This is a genomic window from Mycobacterium sp. 852002-51152_SCH6134967 (assembly GCF_001667105.1).
GTDB classification, from domain to species: Bacteria; Actinomycetota; Actinomycetes; order Mycobacteriales; family Mycobacteriaceae; genus Mycobacterium; species Mycobacterium neumannii_A.
Window position 1 is genome coordinate 36,973 of sequence record NZ_LZIK01000011.1, and the last position, 17,454, is coordinate 54,426.

Consider the following 17,454-nt stretch of genomic DNA (forward strand, 5'->3'; position numbering starts at 1 on the left):
TCCCATCACCGCTCCAGCACTCTCACGCCGATCGCCGTCATCACCACGTTGATCACGAACAGGCAGATGAACGCATAGACGACGGTTTCGTTGACCGCGGTGCCCACGCCCTTGGGGCCGCCCTTGACGGTCAGCCCGCGATAGCAGCCCACCAGTCCGGCCACCACCCCGAACAACAGGGCCTTGATCTCCGCCATGATGAGCTCACCGAGGCCCGTCAACACCGTCAACCCGTTGATGAACGCGCCGGGGTTCACGCCCTGCAGGAAGACCGAGAACACATAACCGCCGGACAGGCCGATCAGGCAGACCAGGCCGTTGAGCAGCAGCGCCACGAACGTCGAGGCAAGCACCCGCGGCACCACCAGCCGCTGGATCGGGTCGATGCCCAGCACCCGCATGGCGTCGATCTCCTCGCGGATGGTGCGCGCGCCCAGGTCCGCGCAGATCGCGGTCGCACCGGCGCCCGCCACCACCAGCACGGTCACCACCGGCCCGAGCTGGGTGATGGTGCCGAAGGCGGTGCCCGCGCCGGACAGGTCGGCCGCGCCGATCTCGCGCAGAAGAATGTTGAGGGTGAACGCGACCAGCACCGTGAACGGAATAGCCACCAGCAGCGTCGGAACCAGCGAAACCCGCGCGATCATCCAGGTCTGGTCGAGGAACTCACGGAACTGAAACGGCCGCCGGAACGTCTTGGCGAACGTGTCAAACGACATCTCGACGAACCCGCCCACGGCCCGTGCCGGTGCCGCGAGCTGTTCGATCAACCTTTGCTCCGTTCTCGGGGGAAGGGATGTTCGGCGCGTCGTCTTCGTGGCGAAGAGGTGAAATACGTTGTCACGGCGGACTTCCCACCCCTTGGCTCAGCGTTGCTCTCGGTGAGCCGGATCATACTAACTAGAACACGTTCGCAGTGTCAAAGCCCCGAAAATGTAGTCACAAATGTGATTTTTGTGCTGGTCAAGGCAAGTGTGACCCAGCTCATTCTAGAACGTGTTCTAGTCGAGCTCGGCGGTAACGAACGAGACCGTCAGTCTTACTGATTCATTAGCGCGGTGGCCGAGAAACACTTCTGCGGATCGCGTCCAGCAAAGTACTCCTGAAGGGTTTCGGACAGCTTCGAGGGGTCCCAGGCGTCGGCTTCGGCGCTGAATTGTGCCTCGACCGTCGGCGCTGCCACCAGTGTCACGGTAGGACCGTAGACGATGAACAGCTGACCGTTGACCCCTTCGGCCGCCGGGGAGGCCAGGAAGCGCACCAGGTTCACGACGTGGTCGGGCGACAACGGGTCGATCTGGCCCTCGGTCAGCTCGGGCGCTTCGCCGAACACGTCCGCGGTCATCGCGGTGCGTGCGCGGGGAGCTATGGCGTTGGCCCGCACGCCGTAGCGTTCCAGCGCACGGGCCATCGACAGCGTCAACGCGGTGATCCCGGCCTTGGCGGCGCCGTAGTTGGCCTGCCCGACCGGTCCCACCAGCCCGGCTTCCGACGAGGTGTTGATGACCCTGCCGTAGACCTGGCCGTTGTTTTCCTTTGCTTTCGCGCGCCAGTAGGTGGCCGCGTTGCGGGTCAACAGGAAGTGCCCGCGCAGATGCACGGCGATCACCGCGTCCCAGTCCTCGTCGGACATGTTGAACAGCATGCGGTCGCGGGTGATGCCCGCGTTGTTGACGACGATGCCCAGGCCGCCGAGTCCGTCGGCCGTTTCGACCAGTTCGTCGGCGGTCGAGCGCTCGCTGATGTCGCCGGCCACCGCGACGCCCTTGGCGCCCGCCGCGGCGATCTCGTCGAGCACATCGGACTTGTCGAGCGCGGGGGCGATGTCGTTCACGACGACGGTCGCGCCGGCCCTGGCAAGGCCAATGGCCTCCGCGCGTCCCAGCCCTGCCGCCGCGCCGGTTACCACCGCCACGCGGCCGGACAGGTCGTTGGGGTCTGTACTCATGCCACTCCTCGGATGCCCGCGTGCGTCGTCAAATTATGAATACCTCTAGTCTCGGCGGAGCAGTGCCGCTCTCGGGCACTCCGCGATGGACTGCTCGGCCAGATCCTCCTGGTCGGCGGGTACCGGATCGAGCTTGACCACCGCGTAATCGTCGTCGTCGAGATCGAACAGGTCGGGCGCGATTCCCACGCACACGGCGTTGCCTTCGCACCGGTCCCGGTCCACTTCCACCCTCATCACAACCTCCTCGCGGTCAAAGCTGCTCCGAGCCCAGTGTGGCACCGGCCTGGACCCCAAGACTAGAACGTGTTACAACCGGGAGGGAATCGGGGCTGGCTCCCGGTATGCCACTTCGTGCCTCTAGAGAAGTTAGGACAAGGCGATGCGGATCGGCTACACCCCAGAGCAGGACGAGCTGCGCCGCGAGCTGCGGTCCTACTTCACCAAGTTGATGACGCCCGAGCGCGCCGAGGCGCTGGCATCCAACGACGGCGAGATGGGACGCGGCAACGTCTACCGCGAGACCGTCGCGCAGATGGGCAAGGACGGCTGGCTGACGCTGTCCTGGCCCAAGGAGTTCGGCGGCCAGGAGCGCCCTCCCATCGACGGGTTGATCTTCAACGACGAGGCCGCGATCGCGAACGTCCCGGTACCGTTCCTGACGATCAACAGCGTCGCGCCGACGATCATGCACTTCGGCACCGAGGAGCAGAAGAAGTTTTACCTCCCCAAGATCGCCGCGGGCGATCTGCACTTCTCGATCGGCTACTCGGAACCGGGCGCAGGAACCGACTTGGCGTCGCTGCGCACCACCGCGGTCCGCGACGGCGACGACTACGTCATCAACGGCCAGAAGATGTGGACGAGCCTGATCGCCTACGCCGACTACGTGTGGCTGGCCGCGCGCACCAATCCCGAGGCCAAGAAGCACCGCGGAATCTCGATGCTGATCGTCCCCACCACGGCCGAGGGGTTCTCCTGGACGCCGGTGCACACCATGGCCGGTGTCGACACCAGCGCCACCTATTACCAGGACGTCCGGGTGCCGGCGACCAACCTGGTCGGCGAGGAGAACGCCGGCTGGAAGTTGGTGACCAACCAGCTCAACCATGAGCGGGTCGCACTGGTGTCGGCGCAACCGATCTTTCTGGCGCTCAACGGGGTTCGCGAGTGGGCGCAAAACACCAAGGATGTGCACGGCAACCGGCTGATCGACTCGGAGTGGGTCCAGCTCAACCTGGCCCGGGTGCACGCCAAGGCCGAGGTGCTAAAGCTGATCAACTGGGAACTGGCCTCCGCCGATGACGCCGCGCCCTCCCCTGCCGACGCGTCGGCGGCCAAGGTGTACGGCACCGAGCTGGCCACCGAGGCCTACCGCCTGCTGATGGAGGTGCTGGGCACCGCGGCCACGCTGCGCCCCGGCACACCGGGCGCCCTGCTGCGCGGGCGGATCGAACGGATGCACCGCAGCTGCCTGATCCTGACGTTCGGCGGCGGCACCAACGAGATTCAGCGCGACATCATCGGCATGGTCGCGCTCGGCCTGCCCCGAGTGAACCGATAGGACCCGACATGGACTTCAAGACAACCGAAGCGTCGGAGGATCTCGGCGGGCTGGTCCGCACGATCGTCGACTCCGTCGTGACCCCCGAGCGCCAGCGCGAACTGGACGGCCTCGACCAACGGTTCGACAAGACCCTGTGGGGGAAGCTGATCGAGGCCGACGTGCTCTCTGCTGCCGCTCCGGAGTCGGTGGGCGGCGGCGGATTCGGGGCGCTCGAACAGGTGGCGATCCTGGTCGCGCTCGGCAGGCAGTTGTCCGCGGTGCCATACCTCGAGTCGGTCGTGCTGGGCGCCGGCGCGCTGGCCAGGTTCGCCCCGGAGGCACTGCAGAAGGAGTGGGCGGTGCCTGCGATCAAGGGCGACAAGGTGCTCACCGTCGCGCTCGACGGCGAGATGGGTCAGGGCCCGGTGCAGGCGCAGTCGTCCGGTGCGGGCTACCGGCTCACCGGATCGCGCACCCAGGTCCCCTACGGGCCGGTCGCCGACGCGTTCCTGATCCCGGCTGAAACAGACTCGGGCCTCAAGGTTTTCCTGGTCGCGGCGACCGACCCCGGCGTGACGGTCGAGTCGTTGAGCACCACCGGTCACGGCAGCGTCGCCCACGTGGAGCTGCAGGGCACCGAGGTCGATGCCGGCCGGGTCGTCGGCGACAGTGACGCCGCGGCGTGGCTGACCGTGCGGGCCGCGCTGGGCCGCAGCGCTTTTCAGCTCGGAGTGCTCGAACGCGCGCTGGAGCTCACCGCGGAGTACGCCCGCGAACGCGAGCAGTTCGACCGGCCGATCGGCAGCTTCCAGGCGGTGTCGTCGCGACTGGCCGACGGCTACATCGACGTCAAGGCACTACGGTTGACCCTCACCCAGGCCGCATGGCGGCTCTCCGAGGATCTGCCCGCCGACGTCGACGTCAGCACCGCCGCGTTCTGGGCCGCCGACGCCGGCCACCGCGTCGCCCACACCACGGTGCACGTGCACGGCGGCGTCGGGATCGACATCGACCACCCCGTGCATCGGTATTTCCTGGCGGCCAAGCAAACCGAGTTCGCCGTGGGCGGCGCGACGGGGCAACTGCTGCGCATCGGTCGGGAGCTGGCCGATACGCCCGCGTGAGGTGAACAGGCTGCCCACGGTCGCCGAACTGCTGGCGCCGCTGGTCGACGTCGACGATCGCGGAGTGCTTTTCGAGGAGACCTTCACCCCCTGGCGCGAGCACCTGCGGTACGCCGCGGCCGTCGCCGCCGCGTTGCGGGCCCGTCTCGATCCGGACCGGCCCCCTCACGTCGGGGTGCTGCTGCAGAACACGCCGTTCTTCTCGGCGGTCCTGGCCGCCGCGGGGCTGACCGGGATCGTGCCGGTCGGACTCAACCCCGTCCGCCGGGGGGCGGCGCTGCAGCGCGACATTGCCCATGCCGATTGTCAACTCGTGCTTGCTGATTCGGGATCGCAAGACGTGATCGACGGTATCGACCACATCGATGTCGACTCGCCGGGATGGGCGGCCGAGGTGGCGGCGTTCGCCGACGAGCCGGTCGTCGTGCGCGAGGCCGTACCCACAGACCTGTTCATGCTGATCTACACATCGGGCACGAGCGGTGACCCGAAGGCCGTCAAGTGCAGCCACGGCAAGGTGGCGGTCGCCGGTGTGACGATGACGCAGCGCTTCGATCTCGGACCCAGCGACGTCTGCTACGTGTCGATGCCGTTGTTTCACTCCAACGCGGTGCTGGTCGGCTGGGCGGTGGCGCTGGCGTCGCAGAGTTCGTTGGCGTTGCGCCGCAAGTTCTCCGCCTCGCAGTTCCTCCCCGACGTCCGTCGCTTCGGTGCGACGTACGCGAACTACGTCGGCAAGCCGCTGTCGTATGTTCTCGCCACACCCGAGCGCCCCGACGACGCGGACAATCCGTTGCGAGCGGTGTACGGCAACGAAGGTGCGCCCGCCGATGTCGAGCGGTTCGCGACGCGGTTCGGCACGGTGGTGATGGACGGCTTCGGCTCCACCGAGGGTGGTATCGCGATCGCCCGAACCCCCGACACCCCGCCCGGTTCGCTGGGTCCGCTCCCGCCGGGGACCGAGATCGTCGATGTCGACACCGGCGAGCCGTGCCCGCCCGGTGTGACCGGTGAGCTCGTCAACGTCTCGGACGCAGGTCGTTTCGAGGGCTATTACAACGATCCGGAGGCCGACGCCGAGCGGATGCGCGGCGGGGTGTACCACAGCGGCGACTTGGCCTACCGCGACGAGAACGGCTTCGCCTACTTCGCGGGCCGCCTCGGCGACTGGATGCGCGTTGACGGCGAAAACCTCGGTGCGGCACCGATCGAGCGGGTACTGCTGCGGCATCCCAACGTCGTGGAGGTCGCGGTCTACGGGATACCCGCGCCGGACGTCGGCGACCAGGTGATGGCCGCGCTGACCCTCACCGAAGGTGCGACCTTCGATGTCGATGCGTTCCGTGAATTCCTCAGCGAGCAGCCAGATCTCGGACCCAAGCAATGGCCCTCGTTCGTACGGGTCAGCACTGCGCTGCCGCGCACAGAGACGTTCAAGGTGATCAAACGCCAGCTGGCGGCCGAGGGCACCGACTGCACCGATGGGGTGTATCGGATCCGCTGACCGATCTCCTGCGCTGCAGGAACGCACATCGACTTAGGAGTTTCTATGAGCTCGACGGCCATCAGCGCGACTGCGGTGGTGGCTGCCGCTCTGGGCTTGATCCTTTTGTTTGCAGCTCCGACACCAAGACCGACGCGGCGGCCACGTCGCAGACCACGTCGAGGACGAGCGTCGTACCGCGCGAACAGCCGGCGCCGGGCATGAATCCGACGATCGCCAGCTACATTGCGGGAACAACATCCAGGAGACACAGGTTCGGCGGGGCGGCCCGGTTCGCCCGTCATCGACCTGCCGGTGCCCGTGACGAATTCGCAGATCCCCGGCCAGGACGGCCTCTTCGTGCTGCAACTCAACGCCGACGGACTCGAGGACCAGGCCGAGGTTGTCGCGAGGGCAACCGAAATCATCGACGAGCAGACCACGATCGGCTTCTAAGCGGTCACACCGCCAACTGGTCAAGAACACCAGCTAGTTCCGCCGGGCGGGACAGAAGCGGTGAATGGTCGCCCGGCAGTTCGAAGGTCTCGGCGTTCAACCTGTCACGCGCAATGCGCCTGGACCACTGAGGATTCACCATGCGGTCTTCCGTACACACCACATACGCCGAAGGAACGGAAGGGTAAGCGCTCAGCGGACACGGTAACTCGTAGGGATCGGTGGCTTGCGGTCTCAATCGTTCGAAAGCCCAACTGGCCGAGGCGTCGTCGCAATCGCCGAACATGTGGTACCGCGCCAACCTCCTGTCGACCCACCTGCGCCGACGTTGCGAGTCCAGCTCGCCGAGTCCCTGCAGATACCCGGAAACCGTCATGTCCGTTTCATCGATGAGTTGTTGTCGGAAGCTTTGTCCCGGAATCGGCACGACGCCGCACACGTAAACGACGCTACGCACCGGTCGGCGCTCGGCCACAAGGGGAATCGTCAGGCCGCCTAGAGAGTGTCCGACCACGACGAGATCCCTCCCCGGCACGCCACCCACCGCGGCACAAACGACGTTTGCATAGTCGTCGAATGTCGCCGAGGGATCCTCACACGGCAGGTCCATGACAACGACGTCGTGGCCCGACGATTCCAGCTCCGGGGTCAACTTCTCCCAGCACCACGAACCGTGCCATGCGCCGTGTACCAAAGCGAACGTCGCCATAGACCACCCCGGTGGCTGATCTTACGAGGGTACGCAGAAGACGGAGGCCGTTTAACCGCCGCGGATGCCGTCGAGCCGGCGCGTGGCCTCCTCGAAACCGGCCACCAATTCGGCGATGATGTCGGCGACCGGGCGGATCTCGTTCATCCGCCCCACGATCTGGCCCACCGGCATCGCCACGGTGTCGGGGTTGTCCGACTCGTTCATGCGTTGATGCGCCTCGCTGACGAGGATGTTCTGCAGCGGCATCGGCAACGGCTCGGGGGCTTCGGGCGTATCCCAGGCGTCGGTCCATTTCGTCTTGAGTAGACGGGCGGGCTTACCGGTGTAAATCCGCCGGCGCACGGTGTCGGCCGACGTCGCCCGCAGCAGCCCCTCCTGGATCGTCGAGATGCCTCCGGGCTTGCGGTGGCCGAGGTCGTACTCGGCCGCCGTCAGAAACGCCGAACCCATCCACACCCCGGAAGCACCCAGCGCGAGGGCAGCGGCCACCTGCCTGCCGGTGCCGATACCGCCGGCGGCCAACACCGGGGCCTTCCCGCCAAGCGCGTCAACGATTTCCGGCCACAGCACCATCGAGCCGATCTCACCGGTGTGGCCGCCGGCCTCGTGGCCCTGCGCCACAACGATGTCGACACCGTTGTCCACATGGCGCTGAGCGTGTTTGGCGCTGCCGGCCAGCGCGGCGACCGGAACTCCCGCGGCGTGTGCCTGGTCGATGACGTCCTTCGGTGGTGAGCCGAGCGCGTTGGCGATCAGCTTGATCGGATGCTTGAGCGCCACCTCGACGTGCGAGCGCGCCACGGAGTGCAGCCACCCGAGCACTCCCTCATTACGGTCCCCATCCTCCGGCAGCGGCGGAACTCCGAGATCGGCGAGCGTCTTGTCGACGAAGTCGCGATGGCTCTGCGGGATCAGCTTGTTGATGTCGACCGCCGTCCCCTCCTGGGGCACTTTGGCGGGCATCACCACGTCGACGCCGTAGGGCTTGCCGTCGGTGTTGGAGTCCATCCAGCAGAGCACGTCTTCGAGATCGTCGGCCGAGTTGAATCGTACGCAGCCCAGCACACCGAGACCGCCCGCCTTGCTGACCGCGGCGGCGACCTTCTCCGACGGCGTGAAGACGAAGATCGGGTACTCGATGCCGAACCGATCGCACAGCTCAGTGCGCATTCCCGTCACGACGCCGACCCCACATGGTTGGCGTGCACCTCGTCGGCGGGGCGCTCTTCGGTGACGTCCTTGGCCCACCGGTAGTCCGGCTTACCGGCCGGTGTGCGATGGATGTCGTCGACCCACCAGATCTTGCGCGGCACCTTGTATCCCGCGATCTCCCGGCGGATGAACGTGTCGAGTTCCGCCAGCGTCGGGTTGGTGCCCGGGCGGCGGTGCACGACGGCGGCGACGCACTGGCCGTAGCGCTCGTCGGGCACCCCGACCACGAGCGCGTCGAACACGTCGGGATGACCCTTGAGCGCGGCCTCGACCTCTTCGGGGTAGATCTTCTCGCCGCCGCTGTTGATCGACTGCGAGCCTCGCCCGAGCATCGTGACGGTGCCGTCCGCCTCGACCTCGGCGTAGTCACCCGGGATGGCGTAGCGAATCCCGTTGAACGTCTTGAACGTTTCGGCCGTCTTCTTCTCATCCTTGTAGTACCCGACGGGAATGTTGCCCTTCTTAGCGATCAATCCGCGCACACCCGAACCGGGCTTTACCTCGTTGCCGTTCTCGTCCAGAACGACGGTGCGGTGATCGATCGTGACCCGCGGCCCGCCGGTGTGCGACTGCCCCTTAGCCACAATGCTGGTGCCGCCGAACCCGGTCTCCGAGGAACCGATCGAATCGGTGATCACCCGGTTGGGCAGCAGTTCGAGGAACTTCTCCTTGATGCTGGTCGAAAACAACGCGGCTGTGCTCGCGAGCAGGAACAGCGCCGACAGGTCGGGCTCTCGACCGGCGTCGTGCAGTTTGGTCAACGCGTCTAGCAGCGGGCGGGCCATCGCGTCGCCGGTGAAGAACAGCAGGTTCACCTTGTGCTTCTCGATGGTCTGCCAGACCTCGTCGGCGTCGAATTCCGGTGCCAAAACCGTGGTTTGACCGGAGAACAGCGACATCCAGGTCGCCGACTGGGTGGCGCCGTGGATCATCGGCGGAATCGGGTAGCGGATCATCGGCGGGTTCTCTGCGGCCGCCTTCGCCAGGTCGTACTCGTCCTTGACGAACTCGCCGGTCGCGAAGTCGGTGCCGCCGAACAACACCCGGTAGATGTCCTCGTGGCGCCACATCACGCCCTTGGGGAAACCGGTGGTGCCGCCGGTATAGAGCAGGTAGATGTCGTCCTCGCTGCGCGGGCCGAAATCGCGCTCCGGCGAGGCCTGTTCGAGGGCGGTGTAGAACTCGACGCCGCCGTAACGCTCGAAGTCCCCATCTTCTGGGTCGCTGCCATCCTCCACCACAAGTACGGTCTTCACGGCAGGGGTCTCGGGCAGCACGTTCGCGACGCGATCGGAGTAGCGGCGCTCGTGCACCAGCGCGACCATGTCGGAGTTCTCGAACAGGTACTTCAGTTCGCCCTCGACGTAGCGGAAGTTGACGTTGACCAGGATGGCGCCGGCCTTGACGATGCCGAGCATCGCAACGACGATCTCGTTGCGGTTGCGGCAGTACAGGCCGACCTTGTCGTCCTTCTTGACGCCCTGGTCGATGAGATAGTGGGCCAACCGGTTGGCCTGCTCCTCCAACTGGGCGTACGTCAACTGGTCGTCGCCGCAGATGAGGGCGACACGGTCTGGCACGGCGTCGATGGCGTGCTCGGCGAGATCGGCAATGTTCAGGGCCACGAGACCTAAACTAGAACGTGTTACATTTCCAGACAAGTCTGTGGCATCGACGCTGGAAGGCAAACCCCCGTGAGTGATCCCCAGAAGGGCCCCGACGCCCTCATTGAGCAGCGCGGACACACCCTGATCCTGACGCTGAACCGGCCCGAGGCACGCAATGCGCTCTCGACCGAGATGCTCTCGATCATGGTGGACGCCTGGGACCGCGTCGACAACGATCCCGAGATCCGCACCTGCATCCTGACCGGCGCCGGCGGCTACTTCTGCGCGGGTATGGACCTCAAGGCTGCGACGGCCAAGCCGCCGGGCGACTCGTTCTCCGACGGCAGTTACGACCCGTCGCGCATCGACGCGCTGCTGAAGGGCCGCCGGTTGACGAAACCGCTGATCGCCGCCGTCGAGGGCCCGGCCATCGCGGGCGGCACCGAGATCCTGCAGGGCACCGACATCCGTATCGCGGGTGAGAGCGCCAAGTTCGGTATCTCCGAGGCGAAGTGGAGCCTGTATCCGATGGGCGGCTCGGCGGTGCGTCTGGTGCGCCAGATTCCGTACACCATCGCGTGCGATCTGCTGTTGACCGGACGGCACATCACCGCCGCCGAGGCCAAGGAGTACGGACTGATCGGCTATGTGGTGCCCGACGGCACCGCGCTGGACAAGGCGCTCGAGATCGCCGAGGTGATCAACAACAACGGGCCGCTGGCCGTGCAGGCGATCCTCAAGACCATCCGCGAGACCGAGGGCATGCACGAGAACGAGGCGTTCAAGCCCGACACCGCCAACGGCATCCCGGTGTTCCTGAGCGAAGACGCCAAGGAGGGCCCGCGGGCGTTCAAGGAGAAACGCGCCCCGAACTTCCAGATGAAGTAGTGGTCGCCTGACGGCGTCATCGCCCGGCTCCCGCGCGTTAGCGTCCCCGTTTGTGAAACCTGCGACATTTTCGGGCAGATTCCGTCGGCAGTTTCACAAACGGCGCCCTAACCGCGGCCTGTCCGGCAAGCGTGTCAGCCGAGCATTTTCGCCGTCGGCGTGAACGCCACCGGCATCCGCTCCAGCCCCGACACGAAATTGGCGGGGCGTAACGGCAACTCGTCGCCGGAGGCCAGCCGCAGGTCGGGCAGTCGCTGCAGCAGTTTGGTCTGCATGATCGACAGCTCAAGCCGCGCGAGCTGGTTACCGAGGCAGAAGTGGGTGCCGAAGCCGAACGCCAAGTGGTTGTTCGGATAGCGCTCGATATCGAAAGACTCAGGACGCTCAAAAACCGCTTCGTCGAAGTTGGCCGACTCGAACAGCAGGATCATCTTCTCGCCCTCTTTGAGGGCCGTGCCGTGGAACTCGGTGTCGGCGGTGAGCGTCCGCGCCATGTTCTTCACCGGCGCCGTCCACCGCAGCATCTCCTCGATCGCGTTGGGCAGCAACGACAGATCGGCCGCAAGCCGCCGGTGTTGGTCGGGATGCAACAGCAACTGCCGCGTGCCGCCGGACAGCGTGTGCCGAGTGGTCTCGTCGCCGCCGATCAGCAGCAACAGCACCTCGGTGACGATCTGATGGTCTTCGAGCTTGCTGCCCTCGACCTCGGCGTGCACCAGCACACTGACCAGGTCGTCGGTGGGCTCGTCCTTGCGCGCGGCGATCATGCCCATCATGTATTCGCTGTACGCGGCGAAGGCGTCCATGGTGACCTGGAATTCCTCGGGGTCCGCGGTGCTGCTGAGGGCACCCACCAGATCGTCGGACCACTTGAGGAACATCTCGCGCTCGTCGGGACGGACGCCGAGCATGTCGCCGATGACGGCCATCGGCAGCGGCGCCGCGATGTCCCAGACGAAGTCGCACTCGCCGCGCTCACACACGTTGTCGATCAGCGTGTCGCACAGGTTCTCGATCGAGCCCTCGAGGTCCTTGACCCGCTTACGCGTGAAGCCGGAGTTGACGAGCTTGCGTCGCAGCAGATGCTGCGGATCGTCCATCTCGATCATCATCTCGACACCCGGCTGGTCGGGTCGGATACCGCCGGCGTTGGAGAACAGTTCGGGGTTGCGCTCGGCCTCGATCACGGCGGCATAGGTTGCCGCAGCAGCCAATCCGTTGCGGTCGCGGAAGACCGGCTCGTTCTCGCGCATCCACTTGTAGACCGACCGCGAGTCGCCGGCGTAGAAGGCGCCGTCGGTCAGGTCGACATCGGGTTTGGTCTGCGGCGCCGTAACGGTCACGATCGAAGCTCCTCTGCATCCGCGAACGACATCTCCACGTTCCCAGCCGAACCGGAGAACAAAGCGCGTTTGGGAAAGCCTAGCGAGGCCAGCTCCTTCGCATAGGGATGTTCGCCGAGCCGGACCCTGGCTCCGCCCGGCCGGTAGCGCACGTCGCTCAGCTTCATCTCGCCGACGGTCCGGCGCACCACGCCGTCGCGACAGGAGTACGTGGGGTGAGCCTGCGGCTTGGCGGTGAACTTGCCCGGAACCGGTAGGCCGGGGCGGAAATCCATGCCGACCGCGAACTGGCCGTCGATGGTGACATCGAACGAGTAGGTGTGCCGGTCACGAATCGTGAACTCCGACATCACCTTCGGATAACCCCAGATCTTGGTTCCCGCCTCCAGCGTGAACGCCTGATCGACCGGCAGGTGGTGGATGAACGCACCCGCGGACTGCAGAGCCCGCGGACCCGTCGCATCCGATCCCGGCGGGTTCACCATCACGTTGGTGCCGTACTCGTAGTACTGGCCGAGGTCGCCATCCTCGTAGCGCATCAGCATCAGCACCGCGATCGCTCGGCCCGGCAGGAACCGGCAGACCTTCAGACCGCTGTAGTCGATCAATTGTTGAGCGGCGTCGGCGTCCACCGAAAACATCGCCATGTGCTGATGCGCCTTGCGGATTTTCACCGGCATGGTGAGCACCGTGCCTGCGATGGTGTGCTGGGTCATCGCGTCAATCTAGAACGCCGGGTAGACAACTAGCAAGGAAGTGTCTACTCGAGGTCTACACAAGCGCGGCGAGATCCCGAATCTGCTCGGGCGAACGCGCGCCGACGACCATCATCGTCACGCCCGCCGCCTCCCACGCCTTGATCTGTTCCTGCACATAACCGAGGTCGCCGACGATCGCCGAGTCGTCGACCAACTCGTCGGGGATGATCTTGGCCGCTCGCTCTTTGCCGTCATTTTGTCCGCTGCGGAACAGCTTGGTCACGTCCTCGACGACCTCCGCATAACCCATCCGGCGGTAGACGTCGGCGTGGAAGTTGGTGTCCTCGGCGCCCATCCCGCCCATGTAAAGCGCCAGATGCGGCTTCATCAGTTCCATGATCTCGGCGCGGTCATCGGTGACGACCACCTGCGCCGTCGCGCAGATCTCGAAGTCCTCGCGGCTGCGGCGCGCGCCGGGGCGGGCGAAGCCCTCGTCGAGCCACTCGTTGTACATGTCGGCGATGCGCGGTGAGTAAAAGATCGGCAGCCAGCCATCGCAGATCTCCGCGGCCAGTGCGACGTTCTTCGGCCCTTCGGCGCCCAGCATCACCGGAATGTCGGCACGCAGCGGATGGGTGATCGGTTTGAGGTTCTTGCCAAGACCCGTCGTGCCCTCACCGCTCAACGGCAGCGGATAGTGCGGGCCGTCGCTGCGCACTGGCGCTTCGCGAGCCCACACCTGACGCAGGATGTCGACGTACTCACGGGTGCGCGCCAACGGCTTCGGGAAGCGCTGGCCGTACCAACCCTCGACGACCTGCGGTCCAGACACCCCGAGCCCCAGGATGTGCCGTCCGCCCGAGAGGTGGTCGAGCGTCAGCGCCGCCATCGCGCACGCGGTCGGAGTGCGCGCCGACAACTGGATGACCGACGTGCCCAACCGCATGCGCTTGGTCTCGCGGCCCCACCACGCCAGCGGTGTGTAGGCGTCCGAGCCCCAGGCTTCGGCGGTGAACACCGTGTCGAAGCCGGCCTCCTCGGCGGCGGCGACCAGTTCGGCGTGGTTCTCAGGCGGTTGCGCGCCCCAATACCCCAATTGCAGTCCGAGCTTCATTTGCAGACCTCATAACGGTGTCTTGAAACCATTGTTAGAACCTGTTCTACTCGATGCCGTGACCACCAGCCAAAGCAGCCCGGTGCAGATCGATCCGCATGAGCGGCCGCTTTCCGCGCCGCTGAAGCTCTCATTCGACTACACCCGTTCAGTCGGACCACTCCTGTCCCAGTTCTTCACCGCCCTGCGCGAGCGACGCATCGTCGGAGTGCGCGGTTCGGATGGGCGGGTGCACGTGCCGCCTGCCGAGTTCGATCCCGTGACCTACGAGCGATTGACGGAAATCGTACCGGTGGCCGGTGTCGGGACCGTGGTTTCGTGGACCTGGCAGCCGGCCCCGCTCCAGGGTCAGCCTCTCGACCGGCCGTTCGCGTGGGCCCTGATCAAACTGGACGGCGCCGACACCCCGTTGCTGCACGCGGTCGATGCCGAGTCGTCCGACGCGATCAGCACCGGCGCGCGGGTGCACGCGCACTGGGTCGACCAACCCGTCGGCGCCATCACCGACATCGCGTACTTCGCCCTCGGCGACGAGGCGGAACCGGAGGGTCAGCCCGACGACCGCGACCCGGTGACGGTGCAGGTGTCGCCGTCGTCGATCGAGATCCAGCACACCGCATCGTTGCCCGAAAGCACATTCCTGCGGGCGCTCGAGGAGGGCAAGCTGCTCGGGGCGCGCTCGAAGCACGGCCGTGACGGCAAGCCAGGCAAGGTGTACTTCCCACCCAGAGAGGCCGACCCCGCCACCGGTCTCGCGCTCGACGAGTTCCTCGAACTCTCGGACAAGGGCACCGTCACCACGTTCGCCGTGATCAACATCCCGTTCGCCGGGCAGCGCATCAAACCGCCCTACGTCGCCGCCTACGTGCTGCTCGACGGCGCCGACATTCCCTTCCTGCACTTGGTGACCGAGATCGAGGCGTCGGAGGTCCGGATGGGCATGCGCGTGGAAGCGGTCTGGAAACCGCGCGAGGAGTGGGGCCTGGGCATCGACAACATCGACCACTTCCGGCCGACGGGTGAGCCCGACGCCGACTACGACTCCTACAAGCACCACCTGTAAAGGGGCTTTCATTTCATGACTTCGGACAACGGGGTAGCGGTCGTCGGCTTCGCGCACGCACCACATGTACGGCGCACCGACGGGACCACCAACGGCGTCGAAATGCTGATGCCGTGCTTCCATCAGCTCTACGACGAGCTCGGCCTGAAGCAGACCGATATCGGGTTCTGGTGCTCGGGTTCGTCGGATTATCTTGCGGGCCGGGCTTTCTCATTCATCTCCGCGATCGACTCGATCGGTGCGGTGCCGCCGATCAACGAGTCGCACGTCGAGATGGACGCGGCGTGGGCGCTCTATGAGGCCTACATCAAGATCCTCACCGGTGAGGTGGACACCGCGCTGGTGTACGGCTTCGGCAAGTCCAGCGCGGGTGTGCTGCGCCGGGTGCTGGCGCTGCAGACCGACCCGTACAGCGTGGCCCCGCTGTGGCCGGACGCGGTGTCGATGGCCGGCCTGCAGGCGCGGTTCGGACTGGACGCCGGCAAGTGGACCGCCGAGCAGATGGCGCAGGTGGCGCTGGACGCGATGACGGCCGCCGGCCGCACCGACAGCGAGAAGCCGGCCAAATCGATCGATGAACTCCTGGAACGTCCGTACTTCGCGGATCCGTTGCGCCGCCACGACATCGCGCCGATCACCGACGGCGCGTCGGCGATCGTGCTCGCCGCCGGTGACCGGGCACGTGAGCTCCGTGAGAACCCCGCGTGGATCACCGGGATCGAACATCGCATCGAGACGCCAATACTGGGCGCCCGTGATCTGACCACCTCGCCGTCGACGGCAGCGTCCGCACAGGCAGCCACCGGCGGTGACGCGGGATCCATCGAAGTGGCCGAGATCTACGCGCCGTTCAGCCACCAGCACCTGATCCTCACCGAGGCGATCGGCTTGGGCGGCAAGACGAAGGTCAACCCGTCGGGTGGAGCGTTGTCCGCCAACCCGATGTTCTCCGCGGGCCTCGAGCGCATCGGGTTCGCCGCACAACACATCTTCACCGGCTCCGCGCAGCGGGTGTTGGCGCATGCCACGAGCGGGCCTGCGCTGCAACAGAATCTGGTCGCGGTCCTGGAAGGACGGTCATGAGCAAGCAACTGGCTGCGGTACTGGGCACCGGACAGACGAAATACGTCGCCAAGCGCCAGGACGTGTCGATGAACGGCCTGGTGCGCGAAGCCATCGACAAGGCGCTGGCCGACGCGGGCGCGACGATGGACGACATCGACGCGGTGGTGGTCGGCAAGGCGCCGGACTTCTTCGAGGGCGTGATGATGCCCGAACTGTTCATGGCCGATGCCGTCGGTGCGACGAACAAGCCGTTGATCCGCGTGCACACCGCCGGTTCGGTGGGCGGTTCGACCGCGGTGGTGGCCGCCAGCCTCGTGCAGTCCGGCAAATACCGGCGCGTGCTGGCGATGGCGTGGGAGAAGCAGTCCGAGTCGAACGCCATGTGGGCGTTGAGCATTCCGGTGCCGTTCACCAAACCCGTCGGCGCGGGCGCAGGCGGTTACTTCGCCCCACACGTGCGCGCCTACATCCGCCGCTCCGGCGCACCTAACCACATCGGTGCGATGGTCGCGGTCAAGGACCGGCTCAACGGCGCCAAGAACCCGTTGGCCCATCTGCATCAGCCCGACATCACGCTGGAGAAGGTGATGTCATCGCAGATGCTGTGGGACCCCATCCGATTCGACGAGACGTGCCCGTCCTCCGACGGCGCCTGCGCACTGGTGATCGGCAATGAGGAGATTGCCGACCAGCGTCTGGCCGACGGCAACCCGGTCGCCTGGATCCACGCGACCGCGCTTCGCACCGAACCACTGGCGTACTCGGGTCGCGATCAGGTCAATCCGCAAGCGGGCCGCGACGCGGCCAAGGCGTTGTGGGAATCCGCGGGCATCACGAGCCCGATCGACGAGATCGACGTCGCCGAGATCTATGTGCCTTTCTCCTGGTTCGAGCCGATGTGGCTCGAGAACCTCGGCTTCGCAGCGGAGGGAGAGGGCTGGAAGCTGACCGAGGCCGGGGAGACCGCGATCGGCGGACGCATCCCGCTCAACGCCTCTGGCGGTGTGCTGTCCTCCAATCCCATTGGCGCGTCGGGCATGATCCGGTTCGCCGAGGCGGCGATCCAGGTGATGGGCAAGGCCGGTGAGCACCAGGTCGAGGGCGCCCGCAAGGCGCTCGGTCACGCCTACGGCGGCGGATCGCAGTACTACTCGATGTGGGTGGTTTCCAGCGACAAGCCGGCAGCGTGACCGTG

General features: G+C 66.1%; 17 protein-coding genes. 8 read left to right on the forward strand and 9 right to left on the reverse strand.

The window, feature by feature from the left end:
• Positions 1-5: 5 nt before the first annotated feature.
• The 3 genes from A5790_RS02000 to A5790_RS02010 form a co-directional block, all read right to left on the reverse strand.
• Entirely contained in the window at positions 6-770 is a 765-nt protein-coding gene (locus A5790_RS02000) for an ABC transporter permease (protein ID WP_066841048.1), read from the reverse strand.
• Between the two features lie 269 nt (positions 771-1,039).
• On the reverse strand, positions 1,040-1,948 hold the full coding sequence (locus A5790_RS02005; RefSeq protein WP_066841051.1) for a 3-oxoacyl-ACP reductase: 909 nt from the start codon (positions 1,946-1,948) through the stop codon (positions 1,040-1,042).
• Between the two features lie 45 nt (positions 1,949-1,993).
• Positions 1,994-2,185 (reverse strand): ferredoxin, encoded by a 192-nt coding sequence (locus A5790_RS02010; RefSeq protein WP_064347982.1) that lies wholly within the window; start codon positions 2,183-2,185, stop codon positions 1,994-1,996.
• 145 nt (positions 2,186-2,330) lie between these two features.
• On the opposite strand from A5790_RS02010, the gene A5790_RS02015 reads away from it, so the two are divergent.
• The 4 genes from A5790_RS02015 to A5790_RS26090 all read left to right on the forward strand — a co-directional run bounded on the left by A5790_RS02015 (position 2,331) and on the right by A5790_RS26090 (position 6,557).
• Entirely contained in the window at positions 2,331-3,512 is a 1,182-nt protein-coding gene (locus A5790_RS02015; RefSeq protein ID WP_066841053.1) for an acyl-CoA dehydrogenase family protein, read from the forward strand.
• An 8-nt stretch (positions 3,513-3,520) separates the two neighbouring features.
• Positions 3,521-4,618 carry an acyl-CoA dehydrogenase family protein gene (locus A5790_RS02020; protein WP_066841055.1) on the forward strand — a complete coding sequence of 366 codons (1,098 nt, stop codon included), beginning with the start codon at positions 3,521-3,523 and terminating at the stop codon, positions 4,616-4,618.
• Position 4,619: 1 nt separating this feature from the next.
• On the forward strand, positions 4,620-6,122 hold the full coding sequence (fadD17, locus tag A5790_RS02025) for a long-chain-fatty-acid--CoA ligase FadD17 (RefSeq protein WP_066841057.1): 1,503 nt from the start codon (positions 4,620-4,622) through the stop codon (positions 6,120-6,122).
• Between the two features lie 294 nt (positions 6,123-6,416).
• Positions 6,417-6,557: an LpqN/LpqT family lipoprotein gene (locus A5790_RS26090; RefSeq protein WP_231987575.1), complete on the forward strand. Its 141-nt coding sequence runs from the start codon at positions 6,417-6,419 to the stop codon at positions 6,555-6,557.
• 4 nt (positions 6,558-6,561) lie between these two features.
• Here A5790_RS26090 and A5790_RS02030 read toward each other — a convergent pair whose 3' ends face one another.
• The 3 genes from A5790_RS02030 to A5790_RS02040 are packed head-to-tail and all read right to left on the reverse strand — an operon-like array spanning position 6,562 to position 10,106.
• A complete protein-coding gene (locus A5790_RS02030) occupies positions 6,562-7,266 on the reverse strand; it encodes an alpha/beta fold hydrolase (protein WP_066841059.1) in 705 nt (234 codons plus the stop codon).
• A gap of 51 nt (positions 7,267-7,317) precedes the next feature.
• Positions 7,318-8,439: a nitronate monooxygenase family protein gene (locus A5790_RS02035; RefSeq protein ID WP_066841061.1), complete on the reverse strand. Its 1,122-nt coding sequence runs from the start codon at positions 8,437-8,439 to the stop codon at positions 7,318-7,320.
• Between the two features lie 5 nt (positions 8,440-8,444).
• Entirely contained in the window at positions 8,445-10,106 is a 1,662-nt protein-coding gene (locus A5790_RS02040; protein ID WP_066841063.1) for an acyl-CoA synthetase, read from the reverse strand.
• 69 nt (positions 10,107-10,175) lie between these two features.
• Here A5790_RS02040 and A5790_RS02045 point away from each other — a divergent pair, with 69 nt between their 5' ends.
• The gene (locus A5790_RS02045) at positions 10,176-10,976 is read left to right on the forward strand and encodes a crotonase/enoyl-CoA hydratase family protein (RefSeq protein WP_066841065.1); all 801 of its coding nucleotides are present in this window, start codon (positions 10,176-10,178) and stop codon (positions 10,974-10,976) included.
• Positions 10,977-11,110: 134 nt separating this feature from the next.
• On the opposite strand, the gene A5790_RS02050 is transcribed toward A5790_RS02045, so the two are convergent.
• From A5790_RS02050 to A5790_RS02060, 3 genes are read right to left on the reverse strand one after another with little or no spacing between them, the layout of a single operon-like run.
• Complete coding sequence (locus A5790_RS02050) at positions 11,111-12,319, reverse strand: cytochrome P450 (RefSeq protein ID WP_066841067.1); 1,209 nt, start codon at positions 12,317-12,319, stop codon at positions 11,111-11,113.
• Positions 12,316-13,035, reverse strand: a complete 720-nt coding sequence (locus A5790_RS02055) for an acetoacetate decarboxylase family protein (protein ID WP_066841070.1) — start codon at positions 13,033-13,035, stop codon at positions 12,316-12,318. The genes A5790_RS02050 and A5790_RS02055 overlap by 4 nt, the downstream gene beginning before the upstream one ends.
• Before the next feature lie 55 nt (positions 13,036-13,090).
• Positions 13,091-14,131 (reverse strand): LLM class F420-dependent oxidoreductase, encoded by a 1,041-nt coding sequence (locus A5790_RS02060; RefSeq protein WP_064425076.1) that lies wholly within the window; start codon positions 14,129-14,131, stop codon positions 13,091-13,093.
• Between the two features lie 58 nt (positions 14,132-14,189).
• Between A5790_RS02060 and A5790_RS02065 the strand changes: the two genes are divergently transcribed.
• The 3 genes from A5790_RS02065 to A5790_RS02075 are packed head-to-tail and all read left to right on the forward strand — an operon-like array spanning position 14,190 to position 17,449.
• Positions 14,190-15,194 (forward strand): Zn-ribbon domain-containing OB-fold protein, encoded by a 1,005-nt coding sequence (locus A5790_RS02065; protein ID WP_064419344.1) that lies wholly within the window; start codon positions 14,190-14,192, stop codon positions 15,192-15,194.
• A gap of 15 nt (positions 15,195-15,209) precedes the next feature.
• Positions 15,210-16,277 (forward strand): thiolase domain-containing protein, encoded by a 1,068-nt coding sequence (locus A5790_RS02070; RefSeq protein ID WP_064399191.1) that lies wholly within the window; start codon positions 15,210-15,212, stop codon positions 16,275-16,277.
• Positions 16,274-17,449, forward strand: a complete 1,176-nt coding sequence (locus tag A5790_RS02075) for a thiolase domain-containing protein (protein ID WP_064399192.1) — start codon at positions 16,274-16,276, stop codon at positions 17,447-17,449. The genes A5790_RS02070 and A5790_RS02075 overlap by 4 nt, the downstream gene beginning before the upstream one ends.
• The last annotated feature ends 5 nt before the right edge of the window (positions 17,450-17,454 follow it).